Raw genomic sequence first — 19,648 nt, forward strand, 5'->3', positions numbered from 1 at the left:
CGTTTACAAAATGAGATTTTCATTTACAAAGAGGGACTCTTGCGTTACAAACGGGACTCTCATTCTACATTTCACCGTTAAAAAGTAGAATAACCTAACAGTTTTTAAATTTTGTAATAACAAAACAATACAAATGTATTGAAATAGAAATGATTTAGCATTACAATGAAGAAAATAGATGGAAGTGAGGTGTTGAACATGGCTAGTACAATTCAGGTCAGAGTAGAAGATGAGTTAAAGAGTAAATCAGATGCACTATTTAAGGATTTAGGAACAGATACAACAACAGCAATCAGAATGTTTTTGACCCAGGCAGTTGCGACAAATGGATTTCCTTTTGAAATAAAAAGGCAGATAGAATCAAATCCATATGCACCTATGACGGAGACAGAAATGCTTGCAAAATTGGAAAAGTCCAGAGAACAGGGGGTATTCAGAGATGCAGATTTTGTGGTTCCTGATATGAGGTTGAAGTATGGAATATAAGATTGTTTTGATGAGGGATGCAGAGGAGAATCTTGATAGATTTATCACATATCTTTTGTTTGAAAAGAATAGTGAGCAGGCTGCAAGAAATTTATTAAATGATTTCGAGGCAACAAAAACAAGTCTGTCAAATGTTGTTGGAAGTCTGAAACTTTGTGATAATCCCAAATTAAGAGTGTTAGGATATCGAAGAATTAATTTTTTATCGCATCGATATTTTATGCTTTATCGTATTAAAAACGATACTGTTTATGTGGATAATATTTTTTATGAATTGCAAGATTATGAAAATAAAATGAATTAAATACTGGAATATAAAATCCTGCCCACTGGGGCTGTCTCTTATTTTTTAACATGATTTAGGAGTTAGCTTAGATGGGGAGGATTTTTTATATAAGAAAAACGAACAAAGTGTGTATTATCTGATGAAAATTAGCAGAAAGTAAATGGAGTTGACTTATTTCTCTGTAAGAGTGATATATGTTATACCTCAAAAGAGGAATTTTAGCTGAGAAAGGGGCAAAGAATAATTGAAATCAAAAGTTGATGACAAGGACGCCATGACAGTTTAAGAGACAGTTACTTATTATAAACTGAGTCGTAGAAAATTTTTTGAATTGTTACATCAAGAAGAATTGGAATTTATAGCCTTTTATTATAATGGCAGGGGGCTGATTCTGAAAAAAGAGTTTGAAAGATATCTGAATGGACATCCAGAAATACGAAGGAGGGAACGCGCATGACAGAAAAATTAAGATTGCGAAGAGGATCAAAACACAGAGTACGCAATGTGTATATCCATGTAGGACTTGAGGATGCAGAAAAGGAACTTCAGAAGATGCAAGGATTGGAAAATGCCAGAAAAGAGATGGAAATTTCGGATACGGATGATAAACCCTTGAAACAGAATATGTTCGAGGTGATATGATATTATAATAGGAAAGAGATTTTGCGGACACTCAGGCTATTGGCTGGGGTGTCTTTTTAGGTGGAGTAAATTCAGATAATGTGATAAAATATATAAGAAAATTCGTTTAATAAGAAAACTTAGTAGTGATGAAGTAACGGGAGAACCATTGGAAGGAAATGGAGATTTTCATCATAAAAATAAAAAGACAATTTATACGGATCCCGTGCAAAGATTATATCCGAATAAAGGGATATTGGTTAATAAACAAACTCATAGGGATATTCACAACAATAATATAAATAATGAAGAAGATTTAAATATGGTCCTATGTCAAGATTTAGTACAAGTTAAAATGAGAAACTTTTCCCATTTTAACCCGCCAGAAGCTCAGCCTCAGTGTGTGTTCTTTCATACAATCGTTCGAATTCATTTGGTGACATATAGTTGCAATGGCTATGAATTCGTTTCGTATTGTAGAAAGCTTCCAGATATTCAAAAATCAACTGGTATGCCTGCTTATAATCGCGGATTTTAAAGCGATTGAGCCATTCACGTTTGATAATAGAATGAAAGGATTCAATGCATGCATTATCCCACGGAAAAGCCTTCTTCGAGTAGCTACGCTGCATATTTTCGGTTGCTTTTATATATTCCTTTGCAACATATTGGCTGCCACGATCCGAATGGATAATTAATGGTTGATCGATATTTCGGCGAGCTTTGGCTTTGTTTATAGTATCAATCACGCAAGATACTTCCAGTGTTTCTGAAAGCGCCCAGGCTATGATTTTTCTAGAAAATAAATCCATAACACTGGTCAGATAGACAAATCCATCTATTGTCCAGATGTAGGTAATATCCGAACACCAGACTGCATTCGGACGATTAGGATTAAATTGCTCATCAAGGATATTTTGTAATTCAGTGCTGAAATCGGAATTTTTTGTGGTGATTGTCCATGGTTTGCTCCACTGAGCACGAATCCCCATTTGGCGCATATATGTACCAACGGTTCTTTCCGAAACGACTTCACCAGTTTTTCCAAGTTCTACAGTGATTTTCGGAGCACCGTAGTTCTGCTTGGAATCATCATAAATATCCTGTATTTTTGCTTTTACAGCTTCACGACGTTTTTCTGTATCAGAGGGTACGTGATGGAGCCATGCAAGATATCCTGAGCGAGAGACACCTAAAAATTTCAACATTCCGGAGACGGAAACCCGGCGTCCAGCCTTTTTGGCAGCTTCCGTCTTCTCAGACACTTCGAGATAAATGGCTTCTGTCATTTTCCCAGAATGTTGATTGCTTTTTTTAACACATCAAGTGCATCTTGGGCATCACGTAATTCACGTCTGAGGCGGGCAATTTCCTTTTGCTCATCAGATGCGTAATTACCAGAACCACGAACAGGAATATCACCTGATTCCCGGAAGTCTTTCAGCCACTTTGTTAATGTGCTGTATCCGATGCCAAGATTTTCTGCACATCCACGTACACCAAGATCTTTATGATCCTCGTAGTACTGGACTGCATCAAGTTTAAATTGTTTGTCATGTTGCTTTGCCATATGAGATTCTCCTTCAGCATGCTTCTATTGTATCATGCTTATGTGTATTTGGAATTTCTCATTTTGGCTTGTACTATTTATATTCTAGCACCAATAAGTATATTAAGGAAAGGCGAGAAAGCAAATAGTGTAGGGGTGTATCAGCCCCTTTCGTTAAATAATGCACACCCCCGTCAGTAGTCTGAACCCCCTTAATTGACTACGATTTGACTACTACACATTGCCTTGAATTGCACCATTTTGAAGTATTTTACAAAAAGTGTAGTCGTTAACAGGAAAAATACAATGCCCGGAAAAGTCGATAAACCAACGCAAAATGTGGCATTACAGGATATTTCATTACAGGAGAATTTTATGATTAGAGAACTATTTATCTGCCATGGCAACATTTAATGTATGCTATGAAAGCCTTGATTTTATAGGATTTTCAAGATAGAAACAAATAATTTACACCTTATTTATACCTTTGGAAGATTGAATCGGAATAGTAAAAAATAGTGAGTGTGGGAGAAATTCTGCACTTTTTGGGTACCGTATCGATATTAGACATAGATATTGATGGTACTATATGGAACAATGTGATAAAATAAAACTATATTTTCGGAATGGATGATGTGTATGAGGAATAGAGAAGTTATATGTTGGCGAGATAATATGGCATATTTTTACATAGATCAACCAATTGTAATTATCAAAACTTTTTGGCAAATCCATATGGTTAAAGTTCGTTATATAGAAACGCAAAAAGAATTTATAATTGATATTGGTGTAATTAGGGAGGAACCTTCGAAAGATTTATCTATATCTATAAATTGGTTGAGGAGGAATACCGAATGATTTTAGACTTTTTTGAAGGAAAATTAAATGGTGATTCATGGGAAGATATTTGTCAATCATGTTATCGCATGATGTATAGAAATGTACATTATACTGAAATTCCAGCAGTTCAAGGTGGAGATGGAGGAATTGAAGGTTTTACCCAAAATGGAATAGTGAATCAATGTTATTGTGCGGAAAGAGAATATTCTGAAAATGAACTATATGAACATCAGAGAGATAAAATGACACATGATATAAATAAATTGCTTTCTCCAGAATATAAAAAACGACTTTTGAAACTAGGAGTTCCGGTAATCCGAGAATGGCATTTTGTCGTTCCGTTTTATAAAGATTCCAGAATTATCGAACATGCAGAAACTAAAAGGAAAGAAGTATTGGAGCGTAAGGAGGAAAATCCCAAGCAGTATGACTATATAGATTCTAATTTTATTATAGTAATAAAACAAGCTGAAGATTTTGCGGTGGAGATTACAAGAATAATTCGAAAATCTTTAACGGATACAAAAATTAATCTTGCTGTTCGGGCAGTAGAGAAACCTGATTGGGAACATTGTGATTCAGAAAAAGTTGCGAATATATCAAGAAAAGTAAAAGCCGTAATGGGAGATGTAGATGATGATGACGAGGATTTAAATGATATAGTTGATGTTTATGTTGAGGCTTATATTAAAGGAATGGAAATAATGCGTATGCTCCGAGTATCATTTACAGAAATATACGAAGATGTATATGGGCTTGAACAATCATATAAAAAGCAAGTCAAGGTTCAGACAAGACTTAATACTGATAGAAGTATGAATATAAAAGTATTTAATGATATTTTACAAGATTTTGAAAAACAGCTCAAAGATGCATGCAAATATTTTACACCAGAATCTATTATCGAATTAAAGACAGATATAATAAGTATGTGGCTTGCAGATTGTTCAATGCAATTTAGAAAGTAGGGATATTTTTGAATAAAATTCTTTTGACAGATGAAATAATTTTTGATTCTAAACCAGATGCAGTACCATATAATTATCGAATTAGTTATAAGGTGGCGCAACTATGCTTGATTATTTCGAAATGTTGTAGTGGAAGAAGCGGGTGCTCATTAGTAAAAATACATATTTTTTCCAGTGCGTTAAATACAAAGGAGTATATGAAAATATTAGAGGATTATATATTTGAAAAAATCCCCTATATGTTAGTAAGATTTGATTCGTCTGTAAATCGGGCGGTGAAGTATGCAATTGCTGATAATCTATTAATACAACTAAAAAATGGCACATTTCGTCTTTCTGATAAAGGAAAACAATTTATATTAGAAATTGAAAAAGACAATAACTTATTGAGTAATGAAAAGCAGTATTTAGATAAATATAGCAAAAGACTTACAAATGACAAAATAGATGTTTTAATGTCAGCATGGAGGTATAATAATGCTTAAAATCAATAGACTTCAAATAAAAATTATTACTGATCAAGGTGATTATGGTATTGATGAGCAATTCTATGAAGGGTTAAATTTTTTGGCAAGTGATGATAATACCTGCGGAAAAAGTTCAATAATTGAAGCTATATATTATGGTCTTGGATTTGAAGAAATAATAGGCGGAAAAGGGGAAAAGGTACTTACTTCTGCATATAAAACATTTATTGAGGATAATGATCAAAAACTTAGTGTTGTAGAATCAAAAATATATTTAGAAATATCAAATGGCTTGGAAATTGTAACGTTATATAGGACAGCAAAGGATTTAAAAAGAGACTCAAAGCTAGTGACAGTATATTATTCGTCATTGGATAAGATTAATGACGATGATATACTAATAGAGGATATGTATGTTCATATGAAAAATTCAGCAACAAATATAAAAGGGTTTCATACATTCCTAGAAAAGTTTCTACATCTTGAATTACCACTTGTTCCTGCGACAGATGGAAAACAGCGCAAATTATATATGCAATTGATTTTTTCATGTATGTTTATAGAACAGAAGCATGGATGGGGAGATATCTTTTCTGGTATTCCGGTTCTTGGAATTAAAGATTCAAAAAAACGGGTAATTGAATATGTCCTTAATATGGATACAATTGATACGGAAAAGAAAAAAGAAGAACTTAAGTTTGAGGAAGCAAGAATTAGAAATGAGTGGATAATAGAGATAAAGGAATTACAAAATGCAGTCAATCGAGAAACATGCTCGGTATCGGGAGTTCCTTTGGAACCATGTGAGTTTACACAAATTAGTGCGGATGGTATACATATATTCAAAGAAAAAAAGCCTTTAGATATTTTTATTCAAGAACTAAAAGATGAATGTGAAAAATTAAAATCAATAAAACCTCGAGTAATTGATAATTTTGATGAATTGCAAAATGAACTTGAAGAAACAGAAAAAGATATAGATCAGTTTGAAGAAGAAATTTATAGCCTAAGAAGTCAGATTTCAAAAGAAAATGCAGCAATTTTAATTTTGAATGATAATTTGGAAATTATAGAGACTGATTTACAAAATAATAAAGATGCTGCCAAGTTGAGACAACTTGGCTCAGAAATAGGATGCAAATCATTTGAAAATATTTGTCCTGTTTGTAATCAACCAATAGCAGATTCGCTATTGCCAGTGATGGAAGAAACGGAAATTATGAGTATAGATGAAAATATTCGTCATTTAGAAGCTCAGAAAGTAATGCTTTCATATGCGAGAGAAAGCCATTATGGAAATAAAAAAGTTATTGATGAAAGGCTGCAATTATTGCAGGGGAAGATTTTTTCATTAAGGCGATTAGCCATGGCATTAAGAAATGATATCTATTCAATTAATGATAACATGTCAGAATCTATTGTTTATAAAAAAATAGATTTGTTAAATAAAATTGAAAAACTAGAAGTTTTACAGAAATTTGTGGATAAAAAACTAGATAACTTATTAACATTAGGCAAAGATTGGAAAAAAATGCTGGATGGTAAGAAAAAAGTTCCGAGAAAAAAATTTTCGTCATCTGATTATGATAAGATTGAACAACTAAAAATACATTTTATTGAAAACTTGCGTAAATACGGATATAAGAGTGTTGCTAATATGGATGCAATACAAATATCAGAAGAAAGTTATTTACCAGTAATAGAAGAATTTGATATGAAATTTGATTCGTCAGCAAGTGACAATATTAGGGCAATATGGGCGTATACAATAGCATTGATGCAAACATCAATGGAGAAGAAAGGAAATCATCCAGGAGTAATAATATTTGACGAACCAAATCAGCATAGTATCATTCCAGAAGATATGGAGGAGTTTTTTAACAGTTTACTTGATTTAGGGGAGAAATCACAAATTATTGTTGGCATAACGGTTAAGGACACAGATACAAAATCGGAAATAGAAAAATTACCGACAGAATTGTATCATATAATACCGATTGCAAGTAAGGCTTTTCAAAAAATAAGTTAATTTTGAAAAATGAATTTACTACCATACAATGAATGTTTGCTCTTTTATATAAATAGATTTATTTGAGGCAAAAGATTATAGAATAAAAAACAAGCGTTCGTGCAACAATGTATTGACATGTATGCACGAATGCTTGTTTTTATATATAATATTGGAAAACGTGCCATTTAAAATTATGTTAGATTATTGGGATGTTGAAAACCGTGCTCATTATAATCAAACGGAAAACTTTGATGTTGTGGTTAATGGAATAAATCAAACAATTGTTCCTAGGGAGAATAATTTACCAACTGAAACTTAAAAATCCTTAGTAGTAACCTTTCCGTTTTACTACTAACAGGTAGTAACAACATGCCTAATTCTGCTCTGTTTTGCTACAACCTGTAGTTTCAGAGCATTTTACCATAATCCCAGAGCACCTCGCAAAACAGGGAGAAACAAAACAATGATAAAAGTACTTTTCATCTGCCACGGCACTCCAATTTTATGATAATGCATACCTTCGCAAAGTGGGGCAACACAGGGCAGAATATGGTGGGAAATATTTAAAATACTACGTTTTCGACTACTAAGGCTCATGGGGGGAATCGAGATAAAGGCAAAGGTGTGGGGAGAAATCCTTAGTAGTGCACTTGTCAACAAATTTTGGACACGAAATATAAAAAAATAGTCAGTTACATTGTACGGCTGTATACGCCATACGCCACCCTTGACATCGCTCCAAGAAACTCTGGGCAGATAATACCGACGGTATGAACTCATAAACAAATTATATTAGTCATACGCCGGACATTCATTGTAGCGTTTTTTTTCGACTAAATGTCAAGGGCAAGCCGCTAAAGCGGTGTCTGGTTTCTACCTTCGGATCCGAATCTATGAACAGATTATGCAGCATACTTTTCACGATATTGCTTCGGAGTTAGATAACTAAGCGAATATGCTGGTCGTTCCTCATTGAAGAACCTGATATATTCATCAACTTCTTCGTGAACTGGTCGCTCACCGGTTACATGAAAGTCCATAAATAATTCTGCTTTAATCCAACCGTTAATGGATTCCATAGCACTATTATCTGTAGGTGTTCCTGCTCGCGACATTGATCTGGTCACATACATTGGAAGAAGATTATTGAATGCTTTTGAAGCATATACAGATCCTTGATCACTGTGGAGAATCATCTGATATTCTGGATGTTGTTTCTTTTTCTCCAAAAGGTCTTCCAGTCCACTTATATATGTCATTCGATTGCCACGCTTCGATGAAAGGGAATGGCTAAGTATTTCGTTATTCCATAGATCCATATATAATGTAAGTTCGTAATAGATACCTTTCACCCAGAAAGCAGTCATATCGCTAACAATACACTGGAGCGGACCATCGATCTGCATTTCTGACATAAGAAGATTTGGAAATATCTTAAATGGAACACCCGGTTTCTTGTATCTATAATGCTTTGCCTTGCTTTTGATTCCGGCTTTTTTACAGCATTTATGAGCGTAAGGATCAGACATAACGATTCCTTTATCCAATCGAATCTTGGCATTTAGCCATCTGTAGCCATGCGACGGATATTTCATATGATATTTCTGAAATAGTTGTATGTTATCGATTAACGCCCTGGTTCTTGGTGCCGGATTACTAAGCATCTTCTTCCAATAATAGAAACTGCTTCTGTTGATATTCATGGCATCACAAAGTAGATTCACTGGAAACTCTCCAGATAATTCCAGTATTACTTGGTATTCTTGTTGCTGTATTGAATTATTGAACCATCCCCCTTCACTTCGTAGCCTTTTTTTAATCGTGCTTCAGTAATTCGCGCCTGAATAAGAGCCTGGATCAATTCCTCTTTGGTCATTTCCTGATACTCTTGAAGACTTGCTTGGCTATTTGCAGCCAGAGGAGTTGAGACAGATTTACAAGTATGAGTTGCTGCTGATCGTTTTGGTAGTTGATAGGTATCTCGATAGAGTCTCATATAGTCTCTAGCAGTGTAGTGATTAATAGAATACTCTTCGGCTGCCTGATAGCAATCTATCTCACCGTCATAGATTCGGCGACCAATGTCCAAACGTTGTTCTTTGGTGTATTTCATGATAAACCTCCTGTTAACATGGGAGTTATAGATGCCCACAGATAATTAGTTCATGTATTGATTATAATATATCTGTGTCCCAAAATACCCCCCTCTGTGTCCAAAATTAGTTTACCACTTCAGTAGTAATTGACTACTAAGCGATGGCACACATACAAAACTTTGAACACAACTCCGGCTAATTTGTGAGGAAATCGCAGGTTAGTTGGAGTAATTTTTTTATAAACACAGCGAACAATTGTTCGATTTTCACTTGACTTTTTGTAATGCAAAAAGTATAATATCAATATGCACGAGAGGAGAGCATTATGAAAAAGATGGGACGTCCAAAAGGAGATAACAATATGGTTAAGAGTTATACCATCCGAATGGATGATGTTACTTTGACTAGATTGGAAGCATATTGCAAATGTATGAAGGTTACAAAATCAGAAGCCATTCGTAAAGCAATTAATACTATGGTAGATGAATGTGAAGAAATCAATAAATAATATGTGTTCAACGAACTGACGGACTATTTATGCAAGAGTGCTAGAGTCCAATGATCCATCATTTGATGGTGCTAATACGACAATGTTCGGACTCGAAGAATAAGTGAGATGGCTGTATGCCAAGGAGGACTTTTTTATGGCAATGAAAAAAACTATGTGTGAACTCTTTGCAGGAGTTGGTGGATTCCGTGTAGGAATGGAAAGATTAGGAACTGGATGGAAGACCACTTGGTTTTCACAATGGGAGCCGGATAAAGTTAATCAATGGGCTCATGATTGTTATGTAGACCATTTTGGTGATTTACAAGATTTGCGTGGGGAATATCATACAGGAGAAGATATTTCTTTAATGGATAAGAATGCTATACCAGACCACAATCTACTAGTAGGTGGATTTCCGTGCCAAGATTATAGCGTTGCTCATACATTAGCATCTTCTCATGGAATAGAAGGAAAGAAAGGTGTATTGTGGTGGCAAATCCGAGATACAATTATTGCTAAAACACCAGCCTTTTGCATATTTGAGAATGTAGATAGATTGCTTAAATCTCCTGCAAGCCAGAGAGGAAGAGATTTTGGTATTATATTAGCTTGTTTAGCAAGCTTAAATTATTCAGTTGAATGGCGAGTAGTTAATGCTGCAACATATGGAGCTGCACAGAGACGTAGAAGGACATTTATATTTGCATATAGAAACGATACTGTATATGGTAAGAATATGGTTGGAGTATCACCTGTAGATGTGCTTTCAAAAAGTGGATTTATGGTACAAGCATTTCCTATTGTTGCGAATACTGATATTGCTAGTGGGACATTAGGTGAATACGAAACAGACGAAGATATAATTAATATATCTGATAATTTTGTTTTTGCATTTAACAAAGCGGGATATATGCATGAAGGGAAAATTTATACTTGTGATATTTCTGAAAATGAAATTCAGCCGATATTAATTAAACAGATACTTCAAGAAAATGTGGACGAAGAGTTTTACATTACTGAAGATAAAAAGCCTAAATGGGTTTATTTAAAAGGTGCAAAAAAAATTCCAAGAAAGACGAAAGATGGTCACGAGTATACGTTTTCTGAAGGTCCTGTTGCATTTCCAGACCCTTGGGATAGACCTGGAAGAACAATGCTAACCAGTGAGTCTACATTAAATAGAAGTACACATGTTGTGACAGACCCGGGTTCCGGAAGACTTCGTTTATTGACACCTATTGAAGCAGAGAGACTACAAGGATTCGATGATGACTGGACAAATTCAGGGATGCCTAAGAGAATGAGATATTTTTGCATGGGTAATGCATTAGTAGTTCCAATGATAACAAGAATGGGTGAGGTTCTTGATGGTATTATGGCTAATGAAGAGCCATAGAAAGGAGGATGCAATGTCACTTTCTTATGAATATGATAAACATGATAGAAGGGATATTTTACGTCATGCAAAGGCTCTAGAGGGGTGTGTTGTTGCGGATGTTTATGAACTTGAGGTAACTGGTAAACATCGAAATGATATTTTGCAATACTATGCAGAAAAATGTATCCAAGGATGGACTGATGAATATGGAACATCACACAGAGGAGATAAAGGTCGAATTGGCTTTTTAGTTCAAGAAGTTTATTTTGATGAACCACGTGACAATGAAGCACAAGCCGATTTGGGTGCTGTTGGAGTTGAATTAAAAGTAAGTCCATTGATATACAAAACTAGAGCAGGATTAAAGGTAAAGGAAAGACTTGTTTTAGGAATGATAAATCGTAATGAGCAACTACCAGAGAAATTCTGTGACTCTCATATTTATGAAAAATGTAAATTGATGATGTTAGTATACTATATAGATGAAACGAATCAAGGTAGAACGCCATTTCAATTTCCATTTCATAAATCAGCGTATGTTAAAATCCCGGAAGTTGATATGGCTATGATTGAACAGGATTATAGATATATTAGGGATTGTGTAAATGAAGGAAGATATTCAGATTTACATGAAAGTGAAGCACATTATTTGTCTCCTTGCACAAAAAATGGTGGGCGAGCATTTTCTTTTAAACCTTCATATATGAATCAGTTGTTTAGTGAATACATAGATGCTAATAATTTGTTGTATGATCCAGATAAAGACGAGGAAACCTATGATATTATTCGTCAGTATGATGCTATCATAAGTGATGCAGAGGAGTTAAGAGACCATACTTTTGAAGAAATAGTTTTAAGTAGATTCAAGCCATATATTGGAATGACTGTTACAGAAATAAGGCAATCGTTGATGGAACCAGATGATTTTGAACAGTGGTCTTCAAAGACAACTATTGACAAAGCAGAATTTGCACGTACTACATTTGCTATGCTTGGTATCACAAGTGAGCAGGCTGAAGAATTTGTTAGATCTAATACATATGTAAAGACATTACGTGTAAATAGTGATTTAACTATGAATGAGGATATATCTTTTTCAGCATTTGAGTTCAAGGATTTAATTGAAGAAACATGGGAAGAATCAACTGTTTATGAGGAAATGGTTGATAGACAATTTTTGTGGTCTGTATTTAAAGAAGATGGGGATGACTTTGTGTTCTTTGGTGCACGTTTCTGGAGACTTCCACAGGAGGATGAATCTATTATCCGTAAGGGATGGGAAGATATAAGAGATATCATTCGTGAAGGAGTTGAATTTGTAAAAGACCAAAAGGAAGATGGAACTCCAATATTGACTAAGAGGGGAATGAATCGAATGCTGAATAATTTCCCGGACACAAGAAATACAAATCCAAAACGCAAAGAGTATAGATTGTGTAAATCTCCAAAAGAATATAATAAAATTATTTCCATTCGTCCACATGCATCATTGGTGTATTATGATTTGAAATCTATCGGATATGCAGATACAGAAAATCCAAGAAGTAATGGTAGTGAATTGCCTAATGGTGATGTTATGACAAAACAGTGCTTTTGGTTTAATAATGAATATATTCTTGAACAGATTCAGGATATGTTTGAAGAATAAAATTCGATATGGAATTAATAGAAAGAGAAAAATGATTTTTGAACAAATATATAAAATGAGAAGGTGAGAAATAAATGTCAGAAAAAAAGGAATGTTTTGTGTGCAAAACAATGGCATATCATCAAGTAGATATGGATTCATATTTGTCCTTTTATGACTGTCCTATATGTGGAAGATATGAGTTGTCTTTTTGGGAGGAGAAAATACCATTTAATAAGAATCATCTTGCTTCATATCTAGCATATCATAGATATGAAGGCGGTGATAAAATAGAACATCGATATAATACTATGTTAAATAAAGAAAAATGTGATGAGTATAAACAAGATTTTAATTCAGGGAAGAATACGCATGGACTTCCGGTACATATGGATAATGATATAATTGAATCTTGGTATCCTCGTACATTTTCAGATAGGATTGACCATATATTATTATATCTGAATAAAAGGATGAAACATGTGGGACAACAGGTTTCTTTATCATTACAAGAACTGATAAGTATGTTATTTGTTGATAGGTATGAAATTGATGTCGATAAATTTTCACATGAGTATGAGAATTCAGAAGAACGAAAAGAAGAGGACTACATATATGAAGTTGAATATATGCTTAGGTATTTAAGTGATACTGGATATATAAAATATAATGCAGGCCCAAGTACTGAAGATGCTATCGATATAACATTAAACCCTGCTGCATACAAAAGAATTGATGAATTACAGAAGAATTCTTCATATGGACGTAATGTCCTTGTCGCTATGAAGTTTGGAAATGAGACTCTAAAATTAAGAGATGCAATTCGAAAAGGTATTTCTGATGCAGATTATATTGCGGTTTTTATAGATGAAGTTCAACACAATGATTTTATAACGCCTGAACTTTTGAAGTGTATTAGAGAAAGTAAGTTTGTGGTGGTTGATTTAACGCACCAAAATAATGGAGCATATTTTGAGGAAGGATATGCAATGGGAATAGGCAAAACTGTTATTCAATTGTGCCAAAAGGATACAAGATTACATTTTGATATAGCACAGAAAAATACTATTATGTGGGATGTAGAAGATGACATTCCGAAAAGACTGGCAAATAGAATAAGGGCAACAATAGATTGAGTGTCAATAAGGAGTAACCGAAAGGTTGCTCCTTATTTTTTGCCCATTTTTAGAAAATCACATCAAGTATTTCTCTTAGATATTAGAATTTTTTCTCATCTATAGTAAGCGCCTAATTTTAGGGTGGATTTTCAATACCCTATTTATTGTCTATAATGATTGCTAGGAAATGCTAACATTTCACTCTATCTCAAAGGAGAGCAATCATTATGAGCAAACGTGTTTGTAAAGATGACCAGATTCGACTGATTATGGAATGCCGCCAAAGCGGGCTGTCTGATTACCAATGGTGTAAGCAAAACGGCATTCCCCCCGGCAACTTTTACAACTGGGTAAGCAGGCTTCGGAAACGAGGGTATCCTTTCCCAGATTCTGAAGCAAAATCAAATGCGGTTCCGAACATTCAGGAAGTGGTAAAAATTGATCTGATCCAGCCGCAGGATTCTAGCCTGAAGGTGGATTATAATGTTAGCCTGGTTGAGCAGACTGATTCTTTTACAGTGGCTGCTGAACTTCTTGTCGGTGGTGTCACTCTGCGTCTCTTTAACGGAGCTGATGAAAAACTGATTCAAAGCACGCTTCGATGTCTGGGAGGTATGAATCATGATTGGTGACATCTCACTTGCAGCTAACATTTATATCGTGACAGGTTACGCTGATATGCGAAAGTCCATCGATGGCTTGTGTGCCATTGTTGTAGAGCAGTTGAAAGAAGAACCAAACGGTCATTCTATTTATCTGTTCTGCGGTAAGCGGTGCGACCGTATCAAAGTACTTCTCCGTGAATCGGATAGTTTCGTTCTGCTATATAAAAGACTGGATGTTGTCCAGGGAAGATACCGCCGGCCTCGGAATAAATCCGAGGTAAAATCCATCACATGGCAACAGTTTGACTGACTGATGTCCGGCCTTGATATTGAACAGTCAAGAGCTATCAGAACCGCCCGAAAGCCTTGATTTTACTGGTTTTTTCGCCGTTTCTTGTGGTATAATTAAGCCATCAATTAAAGGAGAAAAAGCATAAGGAAAAAGAGCTTAGTTTCAAACAGATCCATAACCGTCGCCTCAAAGATCAGAAACCGGTCATTGAGGGCTACTTGGCATGGATAAAACAGGTAAATCCCGGAAGTAACGGCAAACTCCAGAAAGCAATCGCCTATATCAAAAACCGCGAGGACTTCTTAATGACCTATCTGGAGGATGGTCGGTGCAGTCTGAGGAACAACTTAAGCAAGAACAGCATCCGCCCTGTAACCGTAGGCAGAAAGAACTGGCTGTTCTCTGATACACCGGATGGAGCGTCTGCCAATGCCTTATACCTGACCATTGTTGAAATGGCAAAGGCATACGGTCTAAATTTATACGAGTATCTGAAATATCTGTTGGAGCATCGTCCAAACGGGGATATGACAGATGACGAGTTAGCAAAACTGGCTCCATGGAATGAAGATGTCCAGAAAAAATGCTGCAAACAGAACGAGCAAAATGTTAGCGTACAGGAATCCTAGCAATAGGGTTCTTATATGTTTAGAGGATACCCTGAAACTATGCGCTTACGTAAAAATAGGATGTTCGTGAAAAAAAGGAACAGAAAACCACTTAGTAGTAACCCTTTCCCTTTTACAACTAACAGGTAGTAATAACTTGCTCAATTCTGCTCTGATTTGTCACATTCTGTAATTCCAGAGCATATCACAATAACCCAGGAAACCCTTGCAAAACAGGGCATTCTGGGGCAAAACAAGGAGAAACAAAACAATGATAAAAATATTATTTATCTGCCACGGCACTCTTTGAAAGCTTCTCCCAAAAGTCAGTAAAATCAAGGTCCGGAAGGCATAGGCAGCTGAAAAATAACCCGAAAATAACCCACGGGATTTTGTGCAGGTATTACATGTAAATATAGATGATGTTTGGGACGCAACATGATAGAAAAGCTGTAAGATTTTGAAAAGAGAAATCTTATGGCTTTTTTGCATGTTTAGTATTACAAATACAGTTTTGTATAGATTGAAAAATTCACGTTTTCGTGATACTCTATTCCTATATCTGTTGGCAAAATAATGGAGGGATGACATGTCGGTCAGTTACAAAAAATTATTCCATTTACTGATAGAAAAAAATATGACGAATGCACAGTTGCAGCAGGAGGCTGGCTTCTCCGCAAATATCATCACACGGCTGAAACGTAATGGGTATATTTCCCTCGAAAGCGTAGAGAGTATATGCCGTGTTCTGAACTGTGGCGTTGACGATATTCTGGAATTTGTACCAGAGGATAACGGAGGAAAAGAGAATGGTTGATACCAAAAAGGAACAGGAACGTGATGAACTGCACCGTGCAATATGGGCAATTGCAGATGAACTGCGTGGAGCAGTCGATGGCTGGGACTTCAAAAATTATGTTCTTGGCACGATGTTCTATCGTTATATTTCCGAAAACTTGTGTAATTACATAAACAGTGGTGAGATTGATGCGGGCAACACGGATTTTGATTTTGCTAAAATGCCGGATGAGGATGCAGAAGAAGCAAGAGAAGGACTGGTAGAGGAAAAAGGATTTTTTATCCTTCCGAGTGAACTTTTCTGTAATGTCCGTGCCAATGCTGCGAATGATGAAAACTTAAATGAAACACTGGAGCGTGTGTTCCGTCACATCGAGGAATCAGCGAAAGGCAGCGAGGCAGAGAGCGACTTTGCTGGACTGTTTGATGACTATGATGTAAACAGCAATAAACTGGGTTCTACCGTTGCAAAGCGTAATGAAAAACTCGTAAAGTTACTGAATGGCGTAGGCGAAATGAATCTGGGAGATGTGAAAGATCATTCCATCGACGCCTTTGGTGATGCGTATGAGTATCTTATGACTATGTATGCATCGAATGCCGGAAAATCTGGTGGAGAGTTTTTTACTCCGGCAGATGTGTCCGAACTGCTTACACGCCTTGGTACGGTAGGAAAAACAGAAATCAATAAAGTATATGATCCAGCTTGCGGTTCGGGTTCATTGCTTCTGAAGGCTGAGAAAATTCTGGGAAAGAATGCTATCCGTAACGGTTTTTATGGACAGGAGATCAATATCACAACCTACAATCTGTGCCGTATTAATATGTTTCTGCATGATGTGGGATTTGATAAATTTGATATAGCTTGTGAAGATACATTGCTCAGTCCGCAGCACTGGGATGATGAGCCGTTTGAGCTGATTGTGTCTAATCCGCCATACTCTATCAAGTGGGCGGGAAATGATAATCCTTTGCTTATCAACGATCCACGGTTTGCACCGGCTGGAGTTCTTGCACCGAAAGGAAAGGCAGATATGGCATTTATTATGCACAGCCTGTCATGGCTTGCATCTAATGGAACTGCTGCCATCGTATGCTTTCCGGGAATTATGTATCGTGGTGGTGCAGAGCAAAAAATCCGTAAATATCTGGTGGATAATAACTATATTGACTGTATTATTCAGTTACCGAGTAACCTATTCTTTGGTACTTCGATTGCAACTTGTATCATGGTAATGAAAAAGAACAAGACAGATAACAAGACTCTGTTTATTGATGCCACAAGCGAGTGTGTGAAGGTTACCAACAACAATAAGCTGACACCAGAGAATATCGACCGTATTGTGGATGTGTTTGCTAAGCGAGAAGAGGTGGAGTATTTTGCACATCTGGCAAGCTATGAAGAAGTATCCGGCAATGATTATAATTTGTCTGTATCCACTTATGTCGAAGCCAAAGATACCAGAGAGAAAATTGACATCGTGAAGCTGAATGCAGAAATTAAGGAAATTGTTGCTCGTGAGCAAGTGCTTCGTGATGAGATTGATAAGATCATTGCAGAAATCGAGGTGTAAATGATAATTCGACTGGTTCAAGATATAAGAAAGGCATTGGAAAACGAACTATATTTTGTAGCATTAAGTTCTGCACTCACCTTGCCTGACATTTGTGGTAAGGCTGCGTATCCAACTGAGCGAAGTAGCAGAAAACGATACATTTTATGGTATGACGAAGAAATAGGTAAATATGAAAAGAATCCAGAAGATAAAGATGATATGCCGTATTTGTCAGGAGAGGTAATTTATAGTTTACGCTGTTCACTGTTACACGAAGGAAATCCAAGTATGAAAAATGACAGTTTACGAACCAATCAACCTATAGATCATTTTTCGTTGGTTATTGAAAAGGCTAAACCGTTTGAGATTTATTCAGATGCCAGTACTATAACTCAATTTGGAAATGAACAGAAACGTGAATATAGGATGAATGTTAGAAGAATATGCATGATTTTATGTAATGTAGCAGAAACCTATTATAAAGAGAATAGAGATAAATTTCATTTCAATTATGAAATTATTGACTGGGATGAGGTTACCTCACATTTACCACCAATAGACATGGAGAAAGTTTTTGCAGAACTGGCTAAAAGTGATAGTGAATTTTATCAAGGAAGGAAAATGGGCGAAAATGAATAGAGTAAATGAATTAATAAAGGAATATTGCCCAGATGGTGTGGAAATACGTTGCCTTGAGGATTGTTGTAATTTGCTTGACAAAAAGCGAAAACCAATAACAAAAGCAGCTCGTGAAGCTGGAGAATATCCATATTATGGAGCTAATGGAATTCAAGATTATGTGGCAAATTATATTTTTGATGGTACATTTGTTTTAGTTGGCGAAGATGGAAGTGTTATTACTAAATCAGGCACACCAGTTGTAACATGGGCAGAAGGAAAAATATGGGTAAACAATCATGCCCATATTATTGAAGAAAAAGATGGTGTAATGCTACGCTATTTATACCATTATCTTCAGACTATAGATGTAACATCGTTGATTCATGGGAATATTCCTAAATTGACGGGAGGGGACTTTAAAGCATTGAAGATCGCCGTACCTCCTCTGGAGGTACAACGTGAAATAGTCCATATTTTGGACTCTTTCGCGTTACTTACAGCCGAGCTTACAGCCGAGCTTACAGCTCGGAAGAAACAGTATAATTTTTACAGAGATACTTTAATACAAAAAGGGTGTAAATCTGAAAAAGTTAAGCTAAATACTATTTGTGAAATTTATGATGGAACACATCAAACACCAAAATATACTAATAGTGGAATACCATTTGTGAGTGTAGAAAACATTGATGATCTGTATGGAACACAAAAGTTTATTTCACCTGAAGCTTATGAAAAATACAAAATTAAACCCCGCACAGGTGATGTTTTTATGACAAGGATTACTGCAGGCATTATCGGAAAATGTACAGTGGTAGATCGCGATGATGATTTAGCCTATTATGTTTCGCTTGCACTGTTGCGTCCAAATACAGAAGTTGTTGATAGCAAGTATTTGAAGTATTATCTGGAAAGCGGTTGGGGTCGAAGAGAATTGAGTAAATGGATTTTGTGGGATGCAACACCTACAAAAATAAATAAGGATGATATTGGAAGAGTGCTCATTTCTGTTCCACCGCTTGATACGCAAAAAAGGTTGGTACAGGTAATTGAACATTTCGATGCCATCTGCACAGACTTAAATATTGGCTTGCCAGCCGAAATCGAAGCACGCCAGAAGCAATATGAATATTATCGTGATTTGCTCTTGACATTTGCTGAAACAGGCAGCACGCTCATGACAGACAGACAGACAGACAGACAGACAGACAGACAGACAGACAGACAGACAGAC

General features: G+C 35.8%; 22 protein-coding genes and 1 pseudogene. 19 read left to right on the forward strand and 4 right to left on the reverse strand.

The genetic code is table 11. From position 1 onward, the window contains the following. Positions 1-198: 198 nt before the first annotated feature. From AAAT93_RS01670 to AAAT93_RS01680, 3 genes are all read left to right on the forward strand, one after another. Positions 199-486: a type II toxin-antitoxin system RelB/DinJ family antitoxin gene (locus AAAT93_RS01670; RefSeq protein ID WP_227573654.1), complete on the forward strand. Its 288-nt coding sequence runs from the start codon at positions 199-201 to the stop codon at positions 484-486. Continuing rightward, positions 476-790: a type II toxin-antitoxin system RelE/ParE family toxin gene (locus AAAT93_RS01675; protein WP_227573642.1), complete on the forward strand. Its 315-nt coding sequence runs from the start codon at positions 476-478 to the stop codon at positions 788-790. Before AAAT93_RS01670 ends, AAAT93_RS01675 begins: the two co-directional genes overlap by 11 nt. 435 nt (positions 791-1,225) lie before the next feature. Further along, the gene (locus tag AAAT93_RS01680) at positions 1,226-1,414 is read left to right on the forward strand and encodes an integrase (RefSeq protein ID WP_227573643.1); all 189 of its coding nucleotides are present in this window, start codon (positions 1,226-1,228) and stop codon (positions 1,412-1,414) included. 353 nt (positions 1,415-1,767) lie between these two features. On the opposite strand, the gene AAAT93_RS01685 is transcribed toward AAAT93_RS01680, so the two are convergent. Together AAAT93_RS01685 and AAAT93_RS01690 are read right to left on the reverse strand one after the other, a co-directional pair. After that, on the reverse strand, positions 1,768-2,682 hold the full coding sequence (locus AAAT93_RS01685; protein WP_227573644.1) for an IS3 family transposase: 915 nt from the start codon (positions 2,680-2,682) through the stop codon (positions 1,768-1,770). Further along, complete coding sequence (locus AAAT93_RS01690) at positions 2,679-2,963, reverse strand: transposase (protein ID WP_178630860.1); 285 nt, start codon at positions 2,961-2,963, stop codon at positions 2,679-2,681. Before AAAT93_RS01690 ends, AAAT93_RS01685 begins: the two co-directional genes overlap by 4 nt. Positions 2,964-3,796: 833 nt before the next feature. Here AAAT93_RS01690 and AAAT93_RS01695 point away from each other — a divergent pair. From AAAT93_RS01695 to AAAT93_RS01710, 4 genes are all read left to right on the forward strand, one after another. Beyond that, complete coding sequence (locus AAAT93_RS01695) at positions 3,797-4,750, forward strand: hypothetical protein (protein ID WP_227573645.1); 954 nt, start codon at positions 3,797-3,799, stop codon at positions 4,748-4,750. An 8-nt stretch (positions 4,751-4,758) separates the two neighbouring features. After that, positions 4,759-5,235 (forward strand): hypothetical protein, encoded by a 477-nt coding sequence (locus AAAT93_RS01700; RefSeq protein ID WP_349095450.1) that lies wholly within the window; start codon positions 4,759-4,761, stop codon positions 5,233-5,235. After that, positions 5,228-7,246 carry a hypothetical protein gene (locus tag AAAT93_RS01705; RefSeq protein ID WP_227573647.1) on the forward strand — a complete coding sequence of 673 codons (2,019 nt, stop codon included), beginning with the start codon at positions 5,228-5,230 and terminating at the stop codon, positions 7,244-7,246. The genes AAAT93_RS01700 and AAAT93_RS01705 overlap by 8 nt, the downstream gene beginning before the upstream one ends. 175 nt (positions 7,247-7,421) lie before the next feature. Then, the gene (locus tag AAAT93_RS01710; RefSeq protein WP_255669911.1) at positions 7,422-7,547 is read left to right on the forward strand and encodes a hypothetical protein; all 126 of its coding nucleotides are present in this window, start codon (positions 7,422-7,424) and stop codon (positions 7,545-7,547) included. A gap of 583 nt (positions 7,548-8,130) precedes the next feature. On the opposite strand, the gene AAAT93_RS01715 is transcribed toward AAAT93_RS01710, so the two are convergent. Both AAAT93_RS01715 and AAAT93_RS01720 read right to left on the reverse strand, forming a co-directional pair. Next, positions 8,131-8,952, reverse strand: coding sequence for an IS3 family transposase (locus tag AAAT93_RS01715; protein ID WP_331682277.1), 822 nt, complete (start codon positions 8,950-8,952; stop codon positions 8,131-8,133). Positions 8,953-8,978: 26 nt separating this feature from the next. Continuing rightward, positions 8,979-9,341, reverse strand: coding sequence for a hypothetical protein (locus tag AAAT93_RS01720; protein WP_177982033.1), 363 nt, complete (start codon positions 9,339-9,341; stop codon positions 8,979-8,981). Positions 9,342-9,649: 308 nt separating this feature from the next. Between AAAT93_RS01720 and AAAT93_RS01725 the strand changes: the two genes are divergently transcribed. From AAAT93_RS01725 to AAAT93_RS01780, 12 genes and pseudogenes are all read left to right on the forward strand, one after another. Beyond that, on the forward strand, positions 9,650-9,832 hold the full coding sequence (locus AAAT93_RS01725) for a ribbon-helix-helix protein, CopG family (protein ID WP_227573648.1): 183 nt from the start codon (positions 9,650-9,652) through the stop codon (positions 9,830-9,832). Positions 9,833-9,968: 136 nt separating this feature from the next. Continuing rightward, complete coding sequence (dcm, locus tag AAAT93_RS01730) at positions 9,969-11,210, forward strand: DNA (cytosine-5-)-methyltransferase (RefSeq protein ID WP_331682278.1); 1,242 nt, start codon at positions 9,969-9,971, stop codon at positions 11,208-11,210. A gap of 13 nt (positions 11,211-11,223) precedes the next feature. Further along, entirely contained in the window at positions 11,224-12,840 is a 1,617-nt protein-coding gene (locus AAAT93_RS01735; protein WP_349095451.1) for a Sau3AI family type II restriction endonuclease, read from the forward strand. 74 nt (positions 12,841-12,914) lie between these two features. Then, positions 12,915-13,955 (forward strand): hypothetical protein, encoded by a 1,041-nt coding sequence (locus AAAT93_RS01740; RefSeq protein ID WP_227573650.1) that lies wholly within the window; start codon positions 12,915-12,917, stop codon positions 13,953-13,955. Between the two features lie 209 nt (positions 13,956-14,164). Then, positions 14,165-14,569: an IS66 family insertion sequence element accessory protein TnpA gene (gene tnpA, locus AAAT93_RS01745; protein WP_227573651.1), complete on the forward strand. Its 405-nt coding sequence runs from the start codon at positions 14,165-14,167 to the stop codon at positions 14,567-14,569. After that, the gene (gene tnpB, locus AAAT93_RS01750) at positions 14,559-14,852 is read left to right on the forward strand and encodes an IS66 family insertion sequence element accessory protein TnpB (RefSeq protein ID WP_227573652.1); all 294 of its coding nucleotides are present in this window, start codon (positions 14,559-14,561) and stop codon (positions 14,850-14,852) included. The genes tnpA and tnpB overlap by 11 nt, the downstream gene beginning before the upstream one ends. Before the next feature lie 125 nt (positions 14,853-14,977). Beyond that, a pseudogene (locus AAAT93_RS01755) lies at positions 14,978-15,247 on the forward strand (IS66 family transposase); the annotation flags it as partial. 42 nt (positions 15,248-15,289) lie between these two features. Beyond that, on the forward strand, positions 15,290-15,463 hold the full coding sequence (locus AAAT93_RS01760; RefSeq protein ID WP_255669921.1) for a transposase domain-containing protein: 174 nt from the start codon (positions 15,290-15,292) through the stop codon (positions 15,461-15,463). A gap of 568 nt (positions 15,464-16,031) precedes the next feature. Further along, positions 16,032-16,259 carry a helix-turn-helix domain-containing protein gene (locus AAAT93_RS01765; protein WP_055238687.1) on the forward strand — a complete coding sequence of 76 codons (228 nt, stop codon included), beginning with the start codon at positions 16,032-16,034 and terminating at the stop codon, positions 16,257-16,259. Continuing rightward, on the forward strand, positions 16,252-17,814 hold the full coding sequence (locus tag AAAT93_RS01770) for a type I restriction-modification system subunit M (RefSeq protein ID WP_055238688.1): 1,563 nt from the start codon (positions 16,252-16,254) through the stop codon (positions 17,812-17,814). The genes AAAT93_RS01765 and AAAT93_RS01770 overlap by 8 nt, the downstream gene beginning before the upstream one ends. After that, positions 17,815-18,435: a hypothetical protein gene (locus AAAT93_RS01775; protein WP_055238689.1), complete on the forward strand. Its 621-nt coding sequence runs from the start codon at positions 17,815-17,817 to the stop codon at positions 18,433-18,435. Next, on the forward strand, positions 18,428-19,648 hold a 1,221-nt coding region (locus AAAT93_RS01780; protein WP_227573653.1), incomplete at its 3' end, for a restriction endonuclease subunit S. The genes AAAT93_RS01775 and AAAT93_RS01780, both read left to right, overlap by 8 nt.

Origin of the sequence: Coprococcus hominis (ex Arizal et al. 2022) (genome assembly GCF_040094675.1) — a bacterium.
In the GTDB taxonomy this organism is placed as follows: Bacteria; Bacillota; Clostridia; order Lachnospirales; family Lachnospiraceae; genus Coprococcus_C; species Coprococcus_C hominis.

What these genes read in the sequence shown, in the direction of transcription:
- AAAT93_RS01760 (WP_255669921.1), top strand. Translation starts at nt 15,290, where the DNA reads ATGGCAAAGGCATACGGTCTAAATTTATACGAGTATCTGAAATATCTG.
- AAAT93_RS01735 (WP_349095451.1), top strand. Translation starts at nt 11,224, where the DNA reads ATGTCACTTTCTTATGAATATGATAAACATGATAGAAGGGATATTTTA.
- AAAT93_RS01690 (WP_178630860.1), bottom strand. Translation starts at nt 2,963, where the DNA reads ATGGCAAAGCAACATGACAAACAATTTAAACTTGATGCAGTCCAGTAC.
- AAAT93_RS01670 (WP_227573654.1), top strand. Translation starts at nt 199, where the DNA reads ATGGCTAGTACAATTCAGGTCAGAGTAGAAGATGAGTTAAAGAGTAAA.
- AAAT93_RS01705 (WP_227573647.1), top strand. Translation starts at nt 5,228, where the DNA reads ATGCTTAAAATCAATAGACTTCAAATAAAAATTATTACTGATCAAGGT.
- AAAT93_RS01740 (WP_227573650.1), top strand. Translation starts at nt 12,915, where the DNA reads ATGTCAGAAAAAAAGGAATGTTTTGTGTGCAAAACAATGGCATATCAT.
- AAAT93_RS01770 (WP_055238688.1), top strand. Translation starts at nt 16,252, where the DNA reads ATGGTTGATACCAAAAAGGAACAGGAACGTGATGAACTGCACCGTGCA.
- AAAT93_RS01685 (WP_227573644.1), bottom strand. Translation starts at nt 2,682, where the DNA reads ATGACAGAAGCCATTTATCTCGAAGTGTCTGAGAAGACGGAAGCTGCC.
- AAAT93_RS01775 (WP_055238689.1), top strand. Translation starts at nt 17,815, where the DNA reads ATGATAATTCGACTGGTTCAAGATATAAGAAAGGCATTGGAAAACGAA.
- AAAT93_RS01725 (WP_227573648.1), top strand. Translation starts at nt 9,650, where the DNA reads ATGAAAAAGATGGGACGTCCAAAAGGAGATAACAATATGGTTAAGAGT.
- AAAT93_RS01680 (WP_227573643.1), top strand. Translation starts at nt 1,226, where the DNA reads ATGACAGAAAAATTAAGATTGCGAAGAGGATCAAAACACAGAGTACGC.
- AAAT93_RS01765 (WP_055238687.1), top strand. Translation starts at nt 16,032, where the DNA reads ATGTCGGTCAGTTACAAAAAATTATTCCATTTACTGATAGAAAAAAAT.
- AAAT93_RS01720 (WP_177982033.1), bottom strand. Translation starts at nt 9,341, where the DNA reads ATGAAATACACCAAAGAACAACGTTTGGACATTGGTCGCCGAATCTAT.
- dcm (WP_331682278.1), top strand. Translation starts at nt 9,969, where the DNA reads ATGGCAATGAAAAAAACTATGTGTGAACTCTTTGCAGGAGTTGGTGGA.
- tnpB (WP_227573652.1), top strand. Translation starts at nt 14,559, where the DNA reads ATGATTGGTGACATCTCACTTGCAGCTAACATTTATATCGTGACAGGT.
- tnpA (WP_227573651.1), top strand. Translation starts at nt 14,165, where the DNA reads ATGAGCAAACGTGTTTGTAAAGATGACCAGATTCGACTGATTATGGAA.
- AAAT93_RS01675 (WP_227573642.1), top strand. Translation starts at nt 476, where the DNA reads ATGGAATATAAGATTGTTTTGATGAGGGATGCAGAGGAGAATCTTGAT.
- AAAT93_RS01695 (WP_227573645.1), top strand. Translation starts at nt 3,797, where the DNA reads ATGATTTTAGACTTTTTTGAAGGAAAATTAAATGGTGATTCATGGGAA.
- AAAT93_RS01710 (WP_255669911.1), top strand. Translation starts at nt 7,422, where the DNA reads ATGTTAGATTATTGGGATGTTGAAAACCGTGCTCATTATAATCAAACG.